Genomic DNA, 18138 nt, shown 5'->3' with positions numbered 1-18138 from the left:
AATGGAAGAATTATTCTGTATTGGCTGTGGAGCGCCCATTCAGACAGAAAACAAAGAGGGACTAGGCTATACTCCCCAATCAGCTCTTGAAAAGGGATTGGAAACAGGCGAAGTTTATTGCCAACGCTGTTTCCGTCTCCGTCACTACAATGAAATTACAGATGTGCATCTGACAGATGATGATTTCCTAAAATTGCTTCACGAAGTAGGAGATAGTGATGCCCTCGTGGTCAATGTAGTGGATATTTTTGACTTTAATGGCTCCGTCATTCCTGGATTGCCTCGTTTTGTAGCAGGAAATGATGTCCTCTTGGTCGGAAATAAAAAGGATATCCTGCCCAAGTCTGTCAAGGACAACAAGGTGACCCATTGGTTGATGGAGCGAGCCCACGAAGAAGGTATGCGTCCTGTCGATGTGGTCCTCACCTCTGCCCAAAACAAGAGTGCCATCAAGGATTTGATGGAAAAGATTGAGCAACACCGCAAAGGCCGTGATGTTTACGTGGTGGGTGTGACCAACGTAGGGAAATCGACCCTCATCAATGCGATTATCCAAGAAATCACTGGGGACAAGGATATCATCACGACCTCTCGCTTCCCAGGGACGACACTGGATAAGATTGAAATCCCACTGGACGATGGATCCTACATCTACGATACACCGGGGATTATCCATCGCCACCAGATGGCTCACTACTTGACAGCTAAAAACCTCAAGTATGTCAGCCCTAAAAAGGAAATCAAGCCCAAGACTTATCAGCTCAACCCCGAGCAAACCCTCTTCTTGGGTGGTTTGGGGCGCTTTGACTTTATCAAGGGAGAAAAGCAAGGTTTCACAGCTTTCTTTGATAACGAACTCAAGCTTCACCGAACCAAACTCGAAGGAGCGACGGCCTTTTACGACAAGCATGTCGGAGGCTTACTAACCCCTCCTAATAGCAAGGAAAAGGAAGACTTCCCACCATTGGTTTCCCATGAGTTTACCATCAAGGACAAGACGGACCTCGTCATTTCTGGACTTGGCTGGATCCGTGTCAATGGAGAAGCTAAAGTAGCCGTCTGGGCACCAGAAGGCGTCGCCGTCGTATCACGCAAAGCTATCATTTAAAAATATGAAAGGAAACCGTTTCTTTTTAGACAGGGGCGAGTGCAACGAGCCTAGAAAGGATACTTTTCACTGTGGTGAAAGCCTAAGTAGATGTTTTACTACTTAGGCGCGGAAAGTTTGAGACCTAGGCTCAAATTTAAGTCATGGAACTCCGTAAGGAGGTCGCTGACGACCGCCACCACAAGAGAAAAGTATCAAAAAAGAAGCATTGTAAAAACATGACATTAACATCCAAACAACGGGCTTTCCTCAATAGCCAAGCCCACAGCCTCAAACCCATTATCCAAATCGGGAAAAACGGGCTCAATGACCAAATCAAAACCAGTGTTCGCCAAGCACTAGACGCTCGCGAACTGATCAAGGTGACCCTTCTTCAAAATACAGATGAGAACATTCATGAAGTAGCGGAAATCTTGGAAGAAGAAATCGGTGTGGATACGGTTCAAAAAATTGGACGCATCCTGATTTTGTACAAACAATCAAGCAAAAAAGAAAACCGGAAGATTTCAGTCAAAGTAAAAGAGATCTAAGAGACACAGGAGAGCAGGTATATGGCCATTGAACTATTAACCCCCTTTACCAAGGTGGAGTTAGAGCCAGAGATCAAAGATAAGAAACGCAAACAAGTGGGAATCCTCGGAGGGAATTTCAATCCTGTCCATAATGCCCATCTTGTAGTTGCGGACCAGGTCCGCCAACAATTGGGCTTGGACAAGGTCCTTCTCATGCCAGAATATGAGCCTCCGCATGTGGATAAAAAAGAAACCATTGATGAGCGTCATCGCCTGAAAATGTTAGAACTAGCCATTGAAGGGATTGAAGGACTAGAAATCGAGACGATTGAGCTAGAGCGTAAAGGGATTTCTTATACCTACGATACGATGAAGTTACTCAATGAGCGAGACCCTGATACAGACTATTACTTTATCATTGGAGCCGATATGGTGGACTACCTGCCAAAATGGTATCGGATTGACGAGTTAGTGGAGATGGTCCAGTTTGTCGGTGTTCAACGTCCCCGTTACAAGGCGGGAACCTCTTACCCCGTGATTTGGGTCGATGTTCCCTTGATGGATATCTCTTCTAGCATGGTTCGCGAGTTTATCGCTCAAGGTCGGACGCCCAACTTTATGCTTCCAAAACCAGTCTTGGACTTCATCAAGAAAGAAGGTTTGTATCAATGACCTATGAAAACTATCTCGGATTTTCTCGTGAGGTCTTGCTCGAAAAAATGGGTCAAATCCTGCCAGAAAAACGGTTAACCCACTGTTTAGGAGTTGAGAAGGCCGCACGTGACTTGGCCAAACGCTATGGTGCAGATGAAGAACAGGCTGGCCTAGCAGGTTTGTTGCATGACTATGCTAAGAAATTATCGGATCAGGAATTTTTAGACTTGATTGATCGCTATGAGTTGGATCCAGCTTTAAAAAACTGGGGCAACAATGTCTGGCATGGAATGGTTGGGATTTACAAGATCCAAGAAGATCTCGGGCTGACAGATCCAGCTATTCTTCGCAGTATTGAGATTCATACAGTGGGAAGTGGGCAGATGTCAACCTTAGACAAGATTGTCTATGTAGCAGATTACATTGAACACAACCGGGCCTTTCCAGGGGTGGAGCAAGCGCGCGACATCGCTCAAGTCTCTTTGGATCGTGCCGTGGCCTATGAAACAGCTCGTACAGTCGAACACCTGGCCCACCAAGGATTGCCCATTTATCCCCAAACCCTTGAAACCTACAACGCCTTTGTGAAGTATTTGAAAGAGGAGCAGTGAGTGAAGACAGCTTTTATCATTATTGATGTACAAAATATCTTAGTGGAAACAGGTTTTGAGACAAAAAAGCTCTTAGAGAAGATTACTTATTTACAAGATCAGGCTAGAAGCAAGAATATCGAAATTATCTATGTTCAACATATTGAAACGCCAGAGGCTATCACCTCGGAAGATTGGCAGTTATCTCCACTGTTGAAGAGACAGGCAAATGAAAAGGTATTTCAGAAGCGATACAATAGCATGTTTAAAGAGACAGGATTAAAAGAATACTTGGATCAACAAGGGATTGAACAACTGGTCCTGTGTGGCATGCAGACAGAATATTGTGTCGATACATCCGTCAAAGTGGGGTTTGAATACGGCTATAAGCTGGTCATTCCAGAAGGAGCTGTTACAACCTTTGATGGAGAGGATATCCCAGCAGAAACGCTCAATGAATTTTATGAAAATATTTGGGAAGAACGTTTTGCGGATGTCTTAGACTACAAAACAATTTTTTAAAGAAAGAGGACTAAATGAAAGAAAAAGAATTACTTGAACTTGTTGTTAAAGCTGCCGATGAAAAACGTGCAGAAGATATTGTAGCTTTGGATGTTCAAAGCTTGACCAGTGTGACAGACTACTTTGTTATCGCGAGCTCTATGAATAGCCGTCAGTTGGAAGCTATCGCAGAAAATATTCGTGAGAAGGTTGTTGAAGCTGGCTTTAATGCTAGCCATGTAGAAGGGAATTCAGCTGGAGGTTGGGTCCTTCTTGACCTAGGTGGTGTAGTGGTCCATGTCTTTTCAGAAGAAATGCGTGCTCATTATAACCTAGAAAAGCTCTGGCATGAAGCAAGTGCTGTCGATCTTTCAGCAGCCCTAGCATAAGCAGGTAAACTCAGTTGGTGACAACTGGGTTTTGTTGGTTAAATTGAAATTCTATGGAAAGAAAGGATGGGGCCTCGTGTTTGGTTAGGTTGGTAACGGAACACGAGCTAAAAGCTGTGAGAAACAGAGTAACTTTCTTGGTGTCTGATGATACGTCGGAAAGCTTTCTATTTTCTCTATGTCTTTAACGCTCTTTGTATCATGATTATGGCGACTTATGAAACCTTTGCGGCTGTCTATGATGCCGTTATGGATGACAGGCTGTATGATTTGTGGACGGATTTTTCCCTCCGCCATCTCCCAAAGACAAAAGATAAGAAAAAATTACTGGAATTGGCGTGTGGGACAGGGATTCAGTCTGTCCGCTTTTCCCAAGCTGGTTTTGATGTGACAGGGTTTGACCTGAGTTCTGATATGCTGAAAATCGCTGAGAAAAGAGCGGCTTCAGCCAAGCAAAAGATTGATTTTATCGAGGGCAATATGCTGGACTTGTCGCAAGCAGGTAGCTACGACTTTGTGACCTGCTATTCCGATTCCATCTGCTACATGCAAGACGAAGTAGAAGTGGGAGATGTCTTCAAAGAAGTCTATAATGCTCTGAATGAAGATGGTGTTTTTATCTTTGATGTCCATTCGACCTACCAGACTGATGAGGTTTTTCCAGGCTATTCTTACCATGAAAATGCGGAAGATTTTGCCATGCTCTGGGATACCTACGAGGATGGAGCCCCTCATTCGATTGTCCATGAGCTGACCTTCTTCGTCCAAGAAGAGGATGGCTCCTTTAGTCGCCACGATGAAGTCCATGAAGAACGCACCTATGAAGTCTTGACCTATGATATCTTATTGGAGCAGGCTGGCTTTAAATCCTTTAAACTCTACGCGGACTTTGAAGATAAGGAGCCAACAAAGACTAGCAAACGTTGGTTTTTCGTAGCACAGAAGTAGGATAGCATGACAGTTACAGGAATTATTGCAGAATTTAATCCCTTTCACAATGGCCACAAGTACTTGTTGGATCAGGCAGAGGGACTGAAGATTGTTGCCATGTCCGGCAATTTTGTCCAACGTGGTGAGCCTGCCATTGTAGACAAGTGGATACGGGCCCAGATGGCTTTGGAAAATGGAGCGGACCTGGTGGTCGAGCTCCCCTTTCTCGTGGCTGTTCAGTCAGCTGACCATTTTGCCAAAGGCGCGATAGAGATCTTGTCCCGTTTGGGAATTTATCAATTGACCTTTGGGACAGAAGAAGTTTTGGATTACCAATCGATTGCAACTGTTTACTCAGAGCAAGCAGAGGAAATGGAAGCTTTTTTGCGAAGACTTCCAGAAGAGTTATCCTATCCACAAAAGACCCAAAAAATGTGGGAAACCTTTGCTGGAGTGGAGTTTACAGGGGCTACTCCCAACCATATCTTGGGCTTGGCTTATGCCAAGGCTTGTGCTGGGAAGGCAATTGTGCTTAAGCCTATCCGACGACAGGGAGCGGGCTACCACTCGGAAGAAAAAGAAGTGGCCTATGCTTCTGCTACAAGTCTACGCTTACACAAGGAAGATCAGGACTTTGTCGATAAATTTATGCCCAATAGCCAACTCTTTCAGTCTGCTCCGCAGGTGACTTGGGAAGATTATTTTCAACTGCTCAATTATCAAATCCTAACCCATCCGGATCTGACACAGATATTTCAGGTCAATGAAGAACTGGCCAATCGGATAAAGGATGCCATTCGAAGCGCGAGCTCTGTGGAAGACTTGGTTAACCAGGTGGCGACCAAGCGCTATACCAAGGCGCGTGTGCGCCGCATTTTGACTTATATCTTAGTAGGTGCGAGAGAAGAAATCTTGCCGACCGCTATCCATGTCTTGGGCTTCACTGAAAAAGGCCAAGCCCACCTCAAGTCACTAAAAGGCCAAGTGAACGTTGTGACGCGGATTGGCAGAGAACCTTGGGATTCCTTGAGCCAGCAAGCGGACCAAGTCTATCAATTGGGGCATCCCCAACTACCGGAACAAATCTGGGGCCGGGTGCCGGTGAGAGTGGAAGAATAAATAGTCTTACGTAACCATTCTGCTCACCTAACAAAAGCATCTTTGTTGGATTAGGCAAGAAAGAAATGATGCACGGAAACAGTGTTTATCTACTGTCTAAAAAATCTTTTTAGACAGTAGATTTTTTTTTTACAAAATTTAGAAACTTTTACGAATAATTAGGTAGAGAGGAAACATACTTGTACAAGATCCTGACAAGTTTTTCTTTTTCGTGTATAATAATAGAAAAGAGGTAGAATGAGGTATGGTAATGGAAGCAGTCGTTTATTCAACATTCCGCAATCATTTGAAGGATTATATGAAGAAGGTGAATGATGAGTTTGAGCCTTTGACGGTTGTCAATAAGAATCCAGATGAAGATATTGTAGTTATCTCTAAGAGCGAGTGGGATAGCCTTCAAGAGACCCTGCGAGTAGCTCAGAACAAGGAACTGTCGGATAAGGTCTTACAAGGCATGGCAGAAGTCCGAGCTGGCCAGGTTCAACTCCATGAGATTGAGGGGTAACGGATGTTACTCAAGTTTACAGAAGATGCTTGGAAGGATTATTGTTACTGGCAAAGTCAGGACAAAAAAACACTGAAGCGAATTAATACCCTTATTAAGGAGATCCAAAGGGATCCATTTGCAGGGATTGGCAAACCTGAGCCCTTGAAATATGACTTTCAAGGGGCATGGTCAAGACGGATTGATGCAGAAAATCGTCTGATTTATATGCTAGATGAATCAGGAGTTGCCTTTCTGTCATTTAAAGATCATTACTAAGTCTTTGTGCTTAAAGATCTTGTATAATCCTTTTGCTTAAAATCTTATTTGAGCCCACTTTATAAGTGGGCTTTTATGGTATAATAAAAGCGAATATTAATATAAAAACAGGGGAAGCAAATGTCTAATTTTAAAGAAAAACTACCGATATTCCAATCGAACGACGTTCAGATTTCAAATGTGGTCAACGCAGTTTGGTCGATTGCGAACACCTTACGTGGGGCTTACCGTGCGGATAAGTATCGCGATGTCATCATTCCGATGTTTGTCTTGACTCGTCTAGAAGCTGCCCTATTACCGACCAAAGATGAAGTAGTTGCGCTTTATCAGTCAAATCCCAATACACCAGAGAAAGTTCTTGAGAACAAGTCTGGCTATAAATACTATAATACCAGTCCTTTTACGCTTGAAAACCTCCAAAATGATCCCAATGCGATTGAGGAAAATTTTATTGCCTATCTAGATGGTTACTCTTGTCGTGTGAAGGATATTATCGAAAATCTAAAGTTTAAAGAACAGGTCCACACGCTTGCAAAGTCTGGGCGTCTTTTTACTGTCATCAAAAAGTTCTCTCAGATTGACCTATCGCCAAGTTCTGTGGACTCTATGGTGATGGGCTATATGTTTGAGGATATTATCCGTCGCTTTTCTGAAAATGAGGAAGCTGGATCTCACTATACACCACGTGAAGTCATTGCTCTAATGGTCAATCTGCTCTTGATCGAAGCTGATGAAGAATTATTTGTTGATAAAAAAGAGTTGAAAATCTTAGATATGGCTGCAGGGACAGGTGGTATGCTAGCGACAGCTAAAAGTTATATCCGCAAGCTCGATACAGGGGCAACTGTCCGTCTTTTTGGTCAGGAAGTTTTAGATGAGACTTTCGGGATTGGCCGAGCGGATATGTTGATTCGTCAAGAAGATTCGGATTATTTTGTGAAGGCGGATACCCTAAAAGATTCAGATCCATTCCCGGATACGAAGATGAGTTTTGTCATTGCCAATCCTCCTTTTGGTCAACCTTGGGGCGGGAAGGATGCGGACGATGGAGTAGAAGACGCTGTCAAGAGAGATCATAAACTCTTTGAGAGCACAGAAGGTCAACAAGGACGTTTTGTAGCGACTCCTGGTACTAGCGATGCCCAATTGCTTTTCCATCTTCATGGTTTAGCTAAACTAGAAGAAAATGGGCGAGCAGCTATTATTTCAAATGGTTCTCCTCTCTTTTCTGGTGGTACTTCATCTGGAGAAAGTCAGATCCGTCGTTACATTCTTGAGAATGACTTACTCGAAGCTATTATTGCCCTACCAGGACAGTTTTTCTACAATACAGGGATTGGGATTTATATCTGGATTTACAACAAAAACAAATCTCCTGAACGTCAAAACAAGGTCCAGTTTATCGATGCGACAGAAGAGTTTGTTCCTCTGCGTAAATCTCTCGGACAAAAACGTCGTGAATTATCTCAAGATAATATCCGCCAAATCCTCCAATGGTATGATGACTTTACAGAAAATGGCCATGTGAAGATCTTTGATAAAAATGAGTTTCTCTACCGAGAATATACAGTCATGCAACCTCTACAACGCCGTGGCTACATTACAAAGGAAACTATTGAGAAGGCGAAGAGTGTTCCTTTCCTAGCTAAACTATTTGACGAATACCAGTATCAAGAATTGCTAGAGATGGAACCACGTTCAGCCAAAGATGAGAAGAAATTACAAGATTTTGTAGCTGGCAAGATCAAGCAAGAAGCTATCTTAGATGCTCTTCGTAAGGGAATCTCTAAAGAGACCTATCCTAACTTCGAAATCTTTGTCCAAGTCATTAAGGACTTGTTGGAGGATATCAAGGTAACACCTGCTAATATCAATGCTTTAGCTCTTGCTATGAGCGAAATGGACAAGACAGCAGAAGTCATCCGAACCAATAAGAAAGACAAGCCAAATGAGATTGCTGATGGAATCGTCTATGATAAGACAACTAAGGATAGTGAAATCGTTAAGCTGACAGAGGATGTGGAAGACTACTTTGCGCGTGAGGTTTATCCTCATGTACCTGATGCCCACTACTGGTTTGATGAGGAAAAGGGCTATGGAGCCGAGATTCCTTTTACTCGCTATTTCTATCAATACCAAGCACCAGAAAGTGCCGATAAGCTCTTGGCAGAATTCTATGACTTAGAAGCAGAATTACAGACTCTCTTGGAGGAACTCAAACATGACTAGGATGAAAGAGAGTGGTATCGACTGGATCGGACAGATACCAGAAGAGTGGGAGATTTCAAAAATAAAATTTACGACCCAGCTTAATGGTAGAATCGGTTGGCAAGGATTAACATCAGCTGAATATAAAGAAGAAGGTCCATATTTAATCACCGGAACTGATTTTCAAGATGGAACAATTAATTTTAAAACAGCTGTACATATTGATGAAAAACGTTGGTTGGAAGCCCCTCAGATTCAAGTTGAAAATGGTGATTTGCTAATTACAAAAGATGGGACAGTTGGTAAAGTAGCTATTATTTCAGGACTTGATGATAAGGCTTCGTTAAATAGTGGTGTATTAAGGATCCAAACAATTGATGAGATTGATAGAAAATTTTTATATTATATTTTACTATCAGATGAATTTTGGATGTGGTTTAACTATACAAATTCAGGGGCCAGCACTATTTTACATTTATATCAAAATGTATTTGACGAATTCACTTTTACCTTTCCCCAAAAAAATGAACAACAAAAAATTGCTGATTTCCTTGACAAGAAAACGGCTCAGTTAGATAAGGTCAAAGCCTTATTGGAAGAGCAGATTCAAAAACTTAAAGACTACCGCGCCAGCTTGATTTATGAAACCGTCACAAAAGGACTGGATAAAACAGTCCCAATGAAAGATTCAGGAATCGACTGGATTGGACAGGTGCCTGAAGGGTGGGGAGTGAAAGCTATTAAATATATCTTTGATGAAATTGGTAGTGGTTCTACTCCTAAAAGCGATAATGAAATATTCTATGATGGTGATATAAATTGGATTCAATCTGGAGATTTATATCAAACCGATACAGTGACGAGTGTAAGTAAAACTATTAGTTATCAAGGTTTTAAATCTACTTCGGCATTAAAAATATATCAACCACCTTTTGTTGCTCTAGCAATGTATGGTGCTTCAGTTGGCAATGTGGCTGTGAGTTATATTGATGCTTGTGTTAATCAGGCAGTTGTCGTAATGTTGGGATCCTCTGAAAAAGTTGGTTTTGGGAAATATGCCATAGAAGCAAGTAAAAGTAATTTAATTTTTTCTGCACAAGGTGGAACTCAACCAAACATCAGTCAAAATTTAATTAAAAATTGGAGTATTCCTCAGCCTAAAAGTGAAGAACAAGACCAAATTGTTGATTTTCTTGATAATGAAACAAGCAGAATTGATAAACTGATTCAAATCAAGAATCAGCAGATTGAAAATATTAATAAACAACGACAAACTCTTATTTATGATTATGTGACAGGGAAGAGAAGGGTATAGAAGAGTAACTTGTATTTAGTTGAAACAAGTGAATGATAGGACGGTCTTAAAATATGAAAGAAAATTATAGTCTATCTGTATCTCAAATAAAGAAATCGATTAAGGAAAATTCTTTAATCTTATTTGTTGGTGCAGGGATATCTGCTAATTCAAATTTACCGACTTGGAGAGAATTGATTCAATCATTTAAAAAAGAATTGGATTTGCCAGATGGTGATTCGGATGATTATTTACGAGTTGCTCAGTATTATTATGATACCTTTGGGAAAAATCAGTATACAAAAAAGATAGAGGAAGTTTTCTTTAGTAAGGGAACAAGTAAAACAAATGACTTACATACACTAATAGAGAAAATAGCTCCGAAACATATTATTACAACAAACTATGATTCTCTACTGGAAGATCAGTTTGAAAATGGCTTGCTAAAGTACAATGTCGTCGCAGAGGATAAAGATATCCCTTACACAAGTTCTGAAAGATATTTAATTAAAATGCATGGTGACTTCAGCAAGAAAAATATTGTTTTAAAAGAGGATGATTACTTAGACTATGCGTTGAACTTCCCAATGGTTTCTACTTTAATTCAGTCATTGATAATGAACCATACCTTATTGTTCGTAGGTTATTCTTTAGGTGATTCTACTTTTAATTCTATATTTCGATTGATTCAGAACACATTTAAATTGGATGCTAAATTCGCCTATTTTTATACACCTGAAGAACCTTCGATGATTATTAGAGAGTATTATAAGAAACAAGGCATTATCATTGTTTCTAACGAAACTTTTTCAGATGAAGAAACAGACAATCAGAACAAAAAGTATTTTAGTACAAAGAGATTTTTAGAGACTCTTGCTGAAAATAGGAATAGCACGGTAAAGAATGCTGAAGATTTATGGATTCAACTTGCTTTTTTAGATAGGCTCAGTTTTATCGATTCGAGATATTTTTCGACATACTCCACTTTAAAGAGAAGAGCTTTAAACAGGGGTGATAGCTATAGTTGGTTTGGAAATGATAGCTTAAGATTTAAACTCGAGGATCATGAAGAACTACGAAATATGGTCACTAACAAATCTCTCTTAAAACATTTTTTTGATATTGACTTAGAAGAAACAAGAGAATTCAAAGCAAATGGATTTTTAATAGAGGCGTTCGAGTTATATGAGGAAAGACAATATGCTTTCGCAAAAGCAAAGTTTAGAGAGTTAGCGAATATAGCATTTCGCCAGAAAGACTATTTTAATTTCCTTGTGTGTGAATTTAATTTCCAACGCATCCCTATAAGTATTTTTGAAGAAGCACCTAATTATGCTGAATCATTATATAGTGGAGAACTAAATGAACTCACGGAACAAATCATTAACTCGGTTACAGGTGATGAGAAAAAAATTATCGAATTTTTTAGAGATTCAATCCTTAACTTTAATTTTTTTTACAGAAAATTAGAAACGATTAATGAATTATTCGATAAAATTCGTGAAGAGCATGAAAACTATAGGAGGGGAGGACAGTCTTTTAATAATCATCTCTATAATGCTGAATTTGAAGTGAAAAATCTTTATAACTTTATAAAACTAAACTGTTTGTGTGTTGAGCATTATAAGATGTTTAAATCAATCATTAATAGATACTTAGAAATGTTATTACTCAGTTATGATAATTCATATGTAAATCATGAAAAATCTATTTCTGAAGGGACAGCATCAATGATTTGGGAACTTGATTTAGACGATGTTCAATTGATTCTTCCTAGTATCGATTTTAAAGTAGTAGATTTATACTCTAGAAATTATTTATTTAGTAAAATAAAAGTTACTGAAGAAGCAAAAGAGTTTTTATTTAACAGAATAACTTATCTGCAAGAAGAAGTTAAATCTCACGTAGACGGTAATCTACATGACCTAAGGACTCTGCTAAATTTTCTGCCTCTGGTTGATGATATAGATGTATCAAAAATAATAAATATTTTAGACTCTCAAACACTATATTTTAGTTTAAATAAAGAAATTAAGGGGCTCATTAAACTTGTTCTTGATAATAAAAGTTTAATTAACAATGATTTGTTGAAATCTAAGATAGTTGAGATTGTTAATAAACATTTAAACATAATTTTAGGGAATGATTTTTCTTTATATCATTCAGCGTATCCATTATATTCTCAGTTATTAAAATACTGCTCAACTGAAGAAGAAACTGCGAAGATAATGCTTGAAAAGCTCAATATAGATATTTTAAAAATTAAATATCAAAATAATGATGTTAAAAATATTATGGAGTATTCTGATTTGTTACGTTATTTATTTAAAAATCTTGAAGAGGATACTAAACAAGATGTTCTAGAAATTCTAAGCACTTATGAGGATTCAGAAAATATCGATTATTACAAGGTAATTAAACTGATGCTTGCTAAAGTATATGATTTTTCTAAGCTACAAAATAAAATCTACCAATACTTGATTGAAAGAATTAATAAAAGTTATGAGGATGGAATAAAAACCATCCCAGATCCAAGAGAACAGTCAGTAGGTGATTTATACAATCTAAGCATAGAAGGATATTTTTCAGAGTTTGACATTTTAAAAGATATCAAAGAAAATATCCGAGGGCTTTACCCTGAAGTAGACTGGACTTGGTACAATGATAGAAGTGATGAAGTTATTCATCGCTTATTAGAGCGTAGAACTCCAATTAATATTAAAACTTATGTTTCAAAAAATGAAGAAGATAATAAATTGATTGATGAGTATATAATAAGAACTCTCAATGAAGAAAAAATTACGTTTAAGAAATGAACTGAACCAACGAAATGTTAGAAAGTGAGAAACTATGGCAAATTTGGGCTTGAAGGAGCGCTATGATTTCCAGCAGTGGATTATCAAAGACTTGAAAGAAAAAAATGGTTATATCCAGCGGGATGCTGCTTGCTACGACCCTCGATTAGCCATGGATGTGGAACTCTTGTGGGACTTTCTGTTGGAAACCCAGGAGGAGACCGTGGATTATCTCCTCAAAAAGCTGAGTAAGGAGACAATCATCAATCTCATCAATACAGAAATCGTCAAGGGTGGGTTTTTATTCGCCTTAAAAGAGGGTATCTTTATTGAAAACAAGCAACTGCGACTTCTCTATCGTAAACCTGCAACTAGTTTTAATGAAAAAGCCCTTCAGCAATACCAAGCCAATCGCTTGTCTGTGATTGAAGAGGTGGTTTATGAAGAAGATGATCGCATCGATCTTGTTATCTTTATCAATGGATTGGCTCTTTTTGCCATTGAACTCAAGTTCAATCCAAATGGCCAATCGGTCCAGGATGCTATCAAGCAACTCAAGGGTCGCAATCCCAAGAATCGTCTCTTTCGTTTTGAGCAGGGAGTTTTGGCTTCCTTTGCTGTAGATACCTTGGAAGTCTACATGACCACCCAGTTAAAAGGCCAAGAAACCTATTTCCTACCTTTTAACATGGGGAAAGGAGAAGGGATTGAAACAGGAAGTGGAAATCCCCATAATCCAGATGGAGTGGACACGGAGTATTTATGGCTAGACGTCCTGACCATGGACAGTATTCTCCAACTGCTTGAGAGTTTCATCTTTTATGAAGTCGATAAGAGCAACTCTAAAAAGAAAACTCTTATCTTTCCAAGATATCATCAACGTAGAGCCGTTAGTCGTCTTCTGGAAGATATGAAGACCAATCATACGGATAACAATTATTTGATTCAACACTCAGCTGGTTCAGGAAAAACAAATACAATTGCTTGGCTTGCCCACAGCTTAGTGTCCCTTCATGATGACCAAAATAGAAATATCGTCGATACAGTCTTGATTGTTACAGACCGTATTGTAGTAGATCGTCAGTTACAAGATGCTGTCAGACAGATCAACCATAAGAACGGTGTCGTGAAAGTGATGGGTGATCGTGAAACATCAAGTGATTTAGCTGATGCCATTGCAGGGAATACAAAAATCATTGCAACGACAATCCATAAGTTCGCCCAGATTAATCAGTCTGATTGGATGTCTGTTGGCAATACTGCTAATAAGAAGTTTGCTATTCTGATTGATGAAGCTCATAGTTCGACGACTGGCTCTTATATGAGCTCAGTTAGTCAGGTCTTGACCGAAACGGATACAGAAAATGGAACCATCGATGAGGTTCAGGAAGTAACAGTTGCGGATGCGATTGAGCAGGAGATTGCGCGTACAGGTAAACAAGATAATGTTTCAATTATTGCCTTTACAGCAACTCCTAAGGCAACTACCCTACAGTTGTTTGGTTCGACACAGTCAGATGGCTCGAAAGCTCCATTTGACGTCTATAGTATGAAGCAAGCAATCAATGAAGGCTTTATCTTGGATGTCCTCAATAACTATACGACCTATAAGACCTATTGCAAGCTAAACAAGGCTGTAGAGGAAGATCCTGAACTGAAAACTACTATTGCCAAACGTAAGATTGCTAAGTTTATTGAATTATCTGATGAAAATATCAATCAAAAAGTGGAGATCATCATGGATCACTTTATCAGTCATGATATTATGGCTGAGTTAGGTGGACATGGGAAGGCAATGATTGTGACATCTGGACGTGAAGCCGCTGTTAAATACCAGCTAGCCTTTCAGAAGTATTTTGAAGACCATAGTATTACGAGCATTGGGACCTTGATTGCTTTTTCAGGGAAGGTAAATTATCGTGGTAAAGAGTACTCTGAATCACAGATGAATCACTGTAAAGAGGATGCTTTAAAAGATCAGTTTAATACAGATGACTATCAGGTCTTAATTGTGGCCAATAAATACCAAACAGGGTTTGATCAACCCAAGTTGGTAGCCATGTATGTCGATAAGAAATTACGGAGTGTTGCGGCTGTTCAGACATTGTCTCGTCTGAATCGAATTTTCAGAGGTTACAACAAGAAGACCTTTATTCTTGATTTTAAAAATACTTATGAAGACATTCAATCTGCTTTTGCTCCCTATTATCGAACAACGATTCTATCAGAAACGATTTCACCTCGAGATGTTTTAGACTTAGATAAAAAATTGGACGAGTATGGCATTTTAGATACGGAGACTGTCCATGAGTTCAACCAATATCTGTATCAAGAGAAACGTTCTAGTCGGGATAAACAAAAAATGGTAGCTCTTCTTAACCAAGGTTATGAGAGAGTCAAACGCTACACTGATAAAGAACAGCTATCTATTCGTAAGGTGATTCGAGGTTTCTTACGGATGTACACCTTCCTGATTCAAGCTACAGCCTACCAAAACGAGGTCTTACACGAACGATATAATTATCTTCAACGCTTAGTGAAGATGATAGATGTTCGGATTGGTAGTGATGACTTTACAATCGCCGATAAGATAGTCGTTGATTATATGAAACATAAAAAGACAGGTTCATTTGTGGGAATTTCCGAATTGGATCAAAAGTATGAGGTGAACTTACCCAAACCAAGCTTAACATCAGTGACAGAAGACCAGGAAAAACGCTTGTCAGAAATTCTGGATGAAATAAATGAGCAGTTAGATTTGGATATTGAACCAGAAGTTGGAATAAGTGGTGCAGTCTCTATTCGTGAGTTACTAAAGAAAAATTCAAGACTCAAACAATCAGCACATGTTAACTCTCGAGAAGATTTTAAATTTGCTTTTGAAGAAGAAATTGATAATGCGTTAACAGAGGGTTATTCTCAAAGTCAAGATTTGTTTGGAGCCCTTCTCAACAATGAAGCCTTTAAAAAACGGATGGCTAATATCTTCATTGATGATATCTATAGACATTTGAAATCCGAATAGTACCCCCGCTAAAAATAGAAAATTCTAGTCCAAGTTCGGCGATTTGTGATATAATGTTAAAGATTGAAAATAATATGAACCAAACACAAGGAGAATCCTCATGGGACGTAAATGGGCCAATATTGTAGCCAAGAAAACTGCCAAAGATGGTGCCAACTCAAAAGTATATGCCAAATTTGGTGTAGAGATCTATGTAGCCGCTAAAAAGGGTGAACCAGATCCAGAATTGAATACTGCTTTGAAATTCGTTATCGACCGTGCTAAACAAGCGCAAGTGCCAAAACACGTGATTGATAAAGCGATCGATAAGGCAAAAGGAAACACGGACGAAACCTTTACAGAAGGACGTTACGAAGGGTTCGGACCAAATGGTTCTATGTTGATCGTTGATACCTTGACGTCAAACGTTAACCGTACAGCTGCCAATGTCCGTGCGGCTTTTGGTAAAAATGGTGGGAACATGGGAGCTTCTGGTTCTGTATCTTATCTCTTTGACAACAAGGGTGTCATCGTCTTTGCTGGTGACGATGCGGATGCTATCTTTGAGCTTTTGCTCGAGGCAGATGTGGATGTAGACGATGTCGAAGCAGAAGAAGGAACCATCACTGTTTACACAGCTCCAACTGACCTTCACAAGGCTATCGTTGCATTGCGTGAATCAGGTATCGAAGAATTCCAAGTGACTGAATTGGAGATGATTCCTCAGTCAGAAGTGGAATTGTCAGGGGAAGACTTGGAAACCTTTGAAAAACTCTACAGTGTTCTTGAAGACGACGAAGATGTTCAAAAGATCTACACCAACGTAGATGGATTCTAATAGAAATAGACCTTTGAAGATGATTTCTTCAAAGGTTTTTTTTCTTGTGCTTCGGCTTTTTAGGAAAGGTGGGAGAGGTCATGAAAACAATGATATAGTCCCTAGCTATAACTGAGAGAAAAAAATAGGAATTAGACGAATAGAGATCACAGTGATAGAATAGAACTATGCTAGAAAGGGGACGAGAAATGGTTTCATTTTCCTATGAACATCTAGTGCCCATTCGGCATTATGTGCATCAGCATCCAGAATTGTCTGGACAAGAATACCAAACCACAGCTTATCTCAAAGCCTATTTGGAAAAGCTTGGTGTACGCATTTTAAACAGTGGATTAAAAACAGGCTTGATTGCTGAAATTGGGCAGGGTAAACCTATCATTGCCCTTCGCGCAGATATTGATGCCCTTCCAATTCAGGAGAACACGGGTCTCGACTATCAAAGTCAAAACCCTGGTGTCATGCATGCCTGTGGTCATGACTTCCACCAGGTGAGCCTCTTAGGGGCTGCAGAAGTCCTAAAAGGTATGGAAGCGGACTTAAAGGGAACGATTCGATTCATCTTTCAGCCAGCTGAGGAGACTTCTGAGGGAGCATCTGCTGTATTAGCGACCGGACTCCTAGAAGATGTAGAGGCTATCCTTGGCTTTCACAATATGCCGTCTTTGCCTGCGGGTCAGTTGGCCTTGCGCCCAGGAGCTATGATGGCAGGGGTTGAAAAATTTAAGGTGACTGTCACTGGGGTGAGCAGTCATGCTGCCAGGCCGGATCTCGGTTTGGACACTGTTGTAGCAATCACTAGTATGGTCCAGCAGTTGCAGACCTTGGTCTCTCGCACGGTTTCGCCATTTGAGACAGCCGTTCTATCTGTGACCCATATCGAAGCTGGTTCAACCTGGAATGTTCTACCAAAGTCTGGTTATTTTGAAGGAACTATTCGAACCTTTAATCCAGATCTCCAGAAACGCCTAAAAGCGGATTTCATTCGCGTGATTGAGCAAATCTCCAATAGTACAGGAGTCATGGTCCAGTTTGAATGGGGCAAGACGCCCCCGGTCACCTATAATGATAAGGCCTTGGCTAAAAAAGTCTTTCGCTGGTCTAAGTCTTTTGCAGAAGTTGTAGAGGCTCAGCCATCGACAGCGGGTGAAGATTTCGCCTTTTATCAGGAGAAAATCCCAGGGGTTTTTGCTTTTATTGGATCGAATGGTGCACCGGATGCACCGGATCTCCACCATGATAGCATGGTCATAGATGATGCTGCTTTTGCAGTATCGGTTCCCTATTACGTAGAAAATGCCCTCGCTTTGCTGGAAAAATTTTCAACCAAATGAGACGTGATAGATAAAACCTATCACCTCTATAAAGAAAATATAATACCCAAGAGTTAGGAATTTTGATATGATGGAAAAAGCTGTTTTTTTACAGAGGAATAA

Annotated in this window: 16 protein-coding genes; all 16 read left to right on the top strand. The window is 39.8% G+C overall.

Translation table 11 applies throughout. The features are described from left to right. Position 1: 1 nt before the first annotated feature. The 16 genes from yqeH to DW930_RS05220 all read left to right on the top strand — a co-directional run bounded on the left by yqeH (position 2) and on the right by DW930_RS05220 (position 18036). The gene (gene yqeH, locus DW930_RS05295) at positions 2-1108 is read left to right on the top strand and encodes a ribosome biogenesis GTPase YqeH (RefSeq protein ID WP_023027189.1); all 1107 of its coding nucleotides are present in this window, start codon (positions 2-4) and stop codon (positions 1106-1108) included. A 218-nt stretch (positions 1109-1326) separates the two neighbouring features. Continuing rightward, positions 1327-1638: a ribosome assembly RNA-binding protein YhbY gene (yhbY, locus tag DW930_RS05290; protein WP_006595720.1), complete on the top strand. Its 312-nt coding sequence runs from the start codon at positions 1327-1329 to the stop codon at positions 1636-1638. A gap of 21 nt (positions 1639-1659) precedes the next feature. After that, positions 1660-2292, top strand: a complete 633-nt coding sequence (locus tag DW930_RS05285) for a nicotinate-nucleotide adenylyltransferase (RefSeq protein WP_120701677.1) — start codon at positions 1660-1662, stop codon at positions 2290-2292. Beyond that, on the top strand, positions 2289-2885 hold the full coding sequence (gene yqeK / locus DW930_RS05280) for a bis(5'-nucleosyl)-tetraphosphatase (symmetrical) YqeK (RefSeq protein ID WP_120701678.1): 597 nt from the start codon (positions 2289-2291) through the stop codon (positions 2883-2885). The genes DW930_RS05285 and yqeK overlap by 4 nt, the downstream gene beginning before the upstream one ends. Beyond that, a complete protein-coding gene (locus DW930_RS05275; protein WP_120701679.1) occupies positions 2886-3386 on the top strand; it encodes a cysteine hydrolase family protein in 501 nt (166 codons plus the stop codon). 14 nt (positions 3387-3400) lie between these two features. Further along, on the top strand, positions 3401-3754 hold the full coding sequence (rsfS, locus tag DW930_RS05270) for a ribosome silencing factor (RefSeq protein WP_120701680.1): 354 nt from the start codon (positions 3401-3403) through the stop codon (positions 3752-3754). A gap of 207 nt (positions 3755-3961) precedes the next feature. Then, the gene (locus tag DW930_RS05265) at positions 3962-4702 is read left to right on the top strand and encodes a class I SAM-dependent methyltransferase (protein WP_279387258.1); all 741 of its coding nucleotides are present in this window, start codon (positions 3962-3964) and stop codon (positions 4700-4702) included. 6 nt (positions 4703-4708) lie between these two features. Continuing rightward, positions 4709-5803, top strand: a complete 1095-nt coding sequence (locus tag DW930_RS05260; protein WP_123159508.1) for a nucleotidyltransferase — start codon at positions 4709-4711, stop codon at positions 5801-5803. Positions 5804-6053: 250 nt separating this feature from the next. Further along, positions 6054-6308, top strand: a complete 255-nt coding sequence (locus DW930_RS05255; RefSeq protein ID WP_207801602.1) for a type II toxin-antitoxin system Phd/YefM family antitoxin — start codon at positions 6054-6056, stop codon at positions 6306-6308. 3 nt (positions 6309-6311) lie between these two features. After that, positions 6312-6566, top strand: coding sequence for a Txe/YoeB family addiction module toxin (locus DW930_RS05250; RefSeq protein ID WP_013903192.1), 255 nt, complete (start codon positions 6312-6314; stop codon positions 6564-6566). Positions 6567-6686: 120 nt separating this feature from the next. Beyond that, positions 6687-8795, top strand: a complete 2109-nt coding sequence (locus tag DW930_RS05245) for a class I SAM-dependent DNA methyltransferase (RefSeq protein ID WP_123159506.1) — start codon at positions 6687-6689, stop codon at positions 8793-8795. Beyond that, complete coding sequence (locus DW930_RS05240; protein ID WP_123159505.1) at positions 8788-10089, top strand: restriction endonuclease subunit S; 1302 nt, start codon at positions 8788-8790, stop codon at positions 10087-10089. The genes DW930_RS05245 and DW930_RS05240 overlap by 8 nt, the downstream gene beginning before the upstream one ends. Before the next feature lie 53 nt (positions 10090-10142). Beyond that, on the top strand, positions 10143-12884 hold the full coding sequence (locus DW930_RS05235) for an SIR2 family protein (protein ID WP_123159504.1): 2742 nt from the start codon (positions 10143-10145) through the stop codon (positions 12882-12884). Between the two features lie 34 nt (positions 12885-12918). Beyond that, a complete protein-coding gene (locus tag DW930_RS05230) occupies positions 12919-15888 on the top strand; it encodes a DEAD/DEAH box helicase family protein (RefSeq protein WP_123159503.1) in 2970 nt (989 codons plus the stop codon). 100 nt (positions 15889-15988) lie between these two features. After that, a complete protein-coding gene (locus tag DW930_RS05225) occupies positions 15989-16705 on the top strand; it encodes a YebC/PmpR family DNA-binding transcriptional regulator (RefSeq protein ID WP_006146163.1) in 717 nt (238 codons plus the stop codon). A 188-nt stretch (positions 16706-16893) separates the two neighbouring features. Continuing rightward, complete coding sequence (locus DW930_RS05220; RefSeq protein WP_042361209.1) at positions 16894-18036, top strand: amidohydrolase; 1143 nt, start codon at positions 16894-16896, stop codon at positions 18034-18036. The last annotated feature ends 102 nt before the right edge of the window (positions 18037-18138 follow it).

This window comes from Streptococcus sp. AM43-2AT (genome assembly GCF_003603405.1).
Classification (GTDB): domain Bacteria; phylum Bacillota; class Bacilli; order Lactobacillales; family Streptococcaceae; genus Streptococcus; species Streptococcus ilei.
This window is presented reverse-complemented; position numbering and strand designations above follow the sequence as displayed.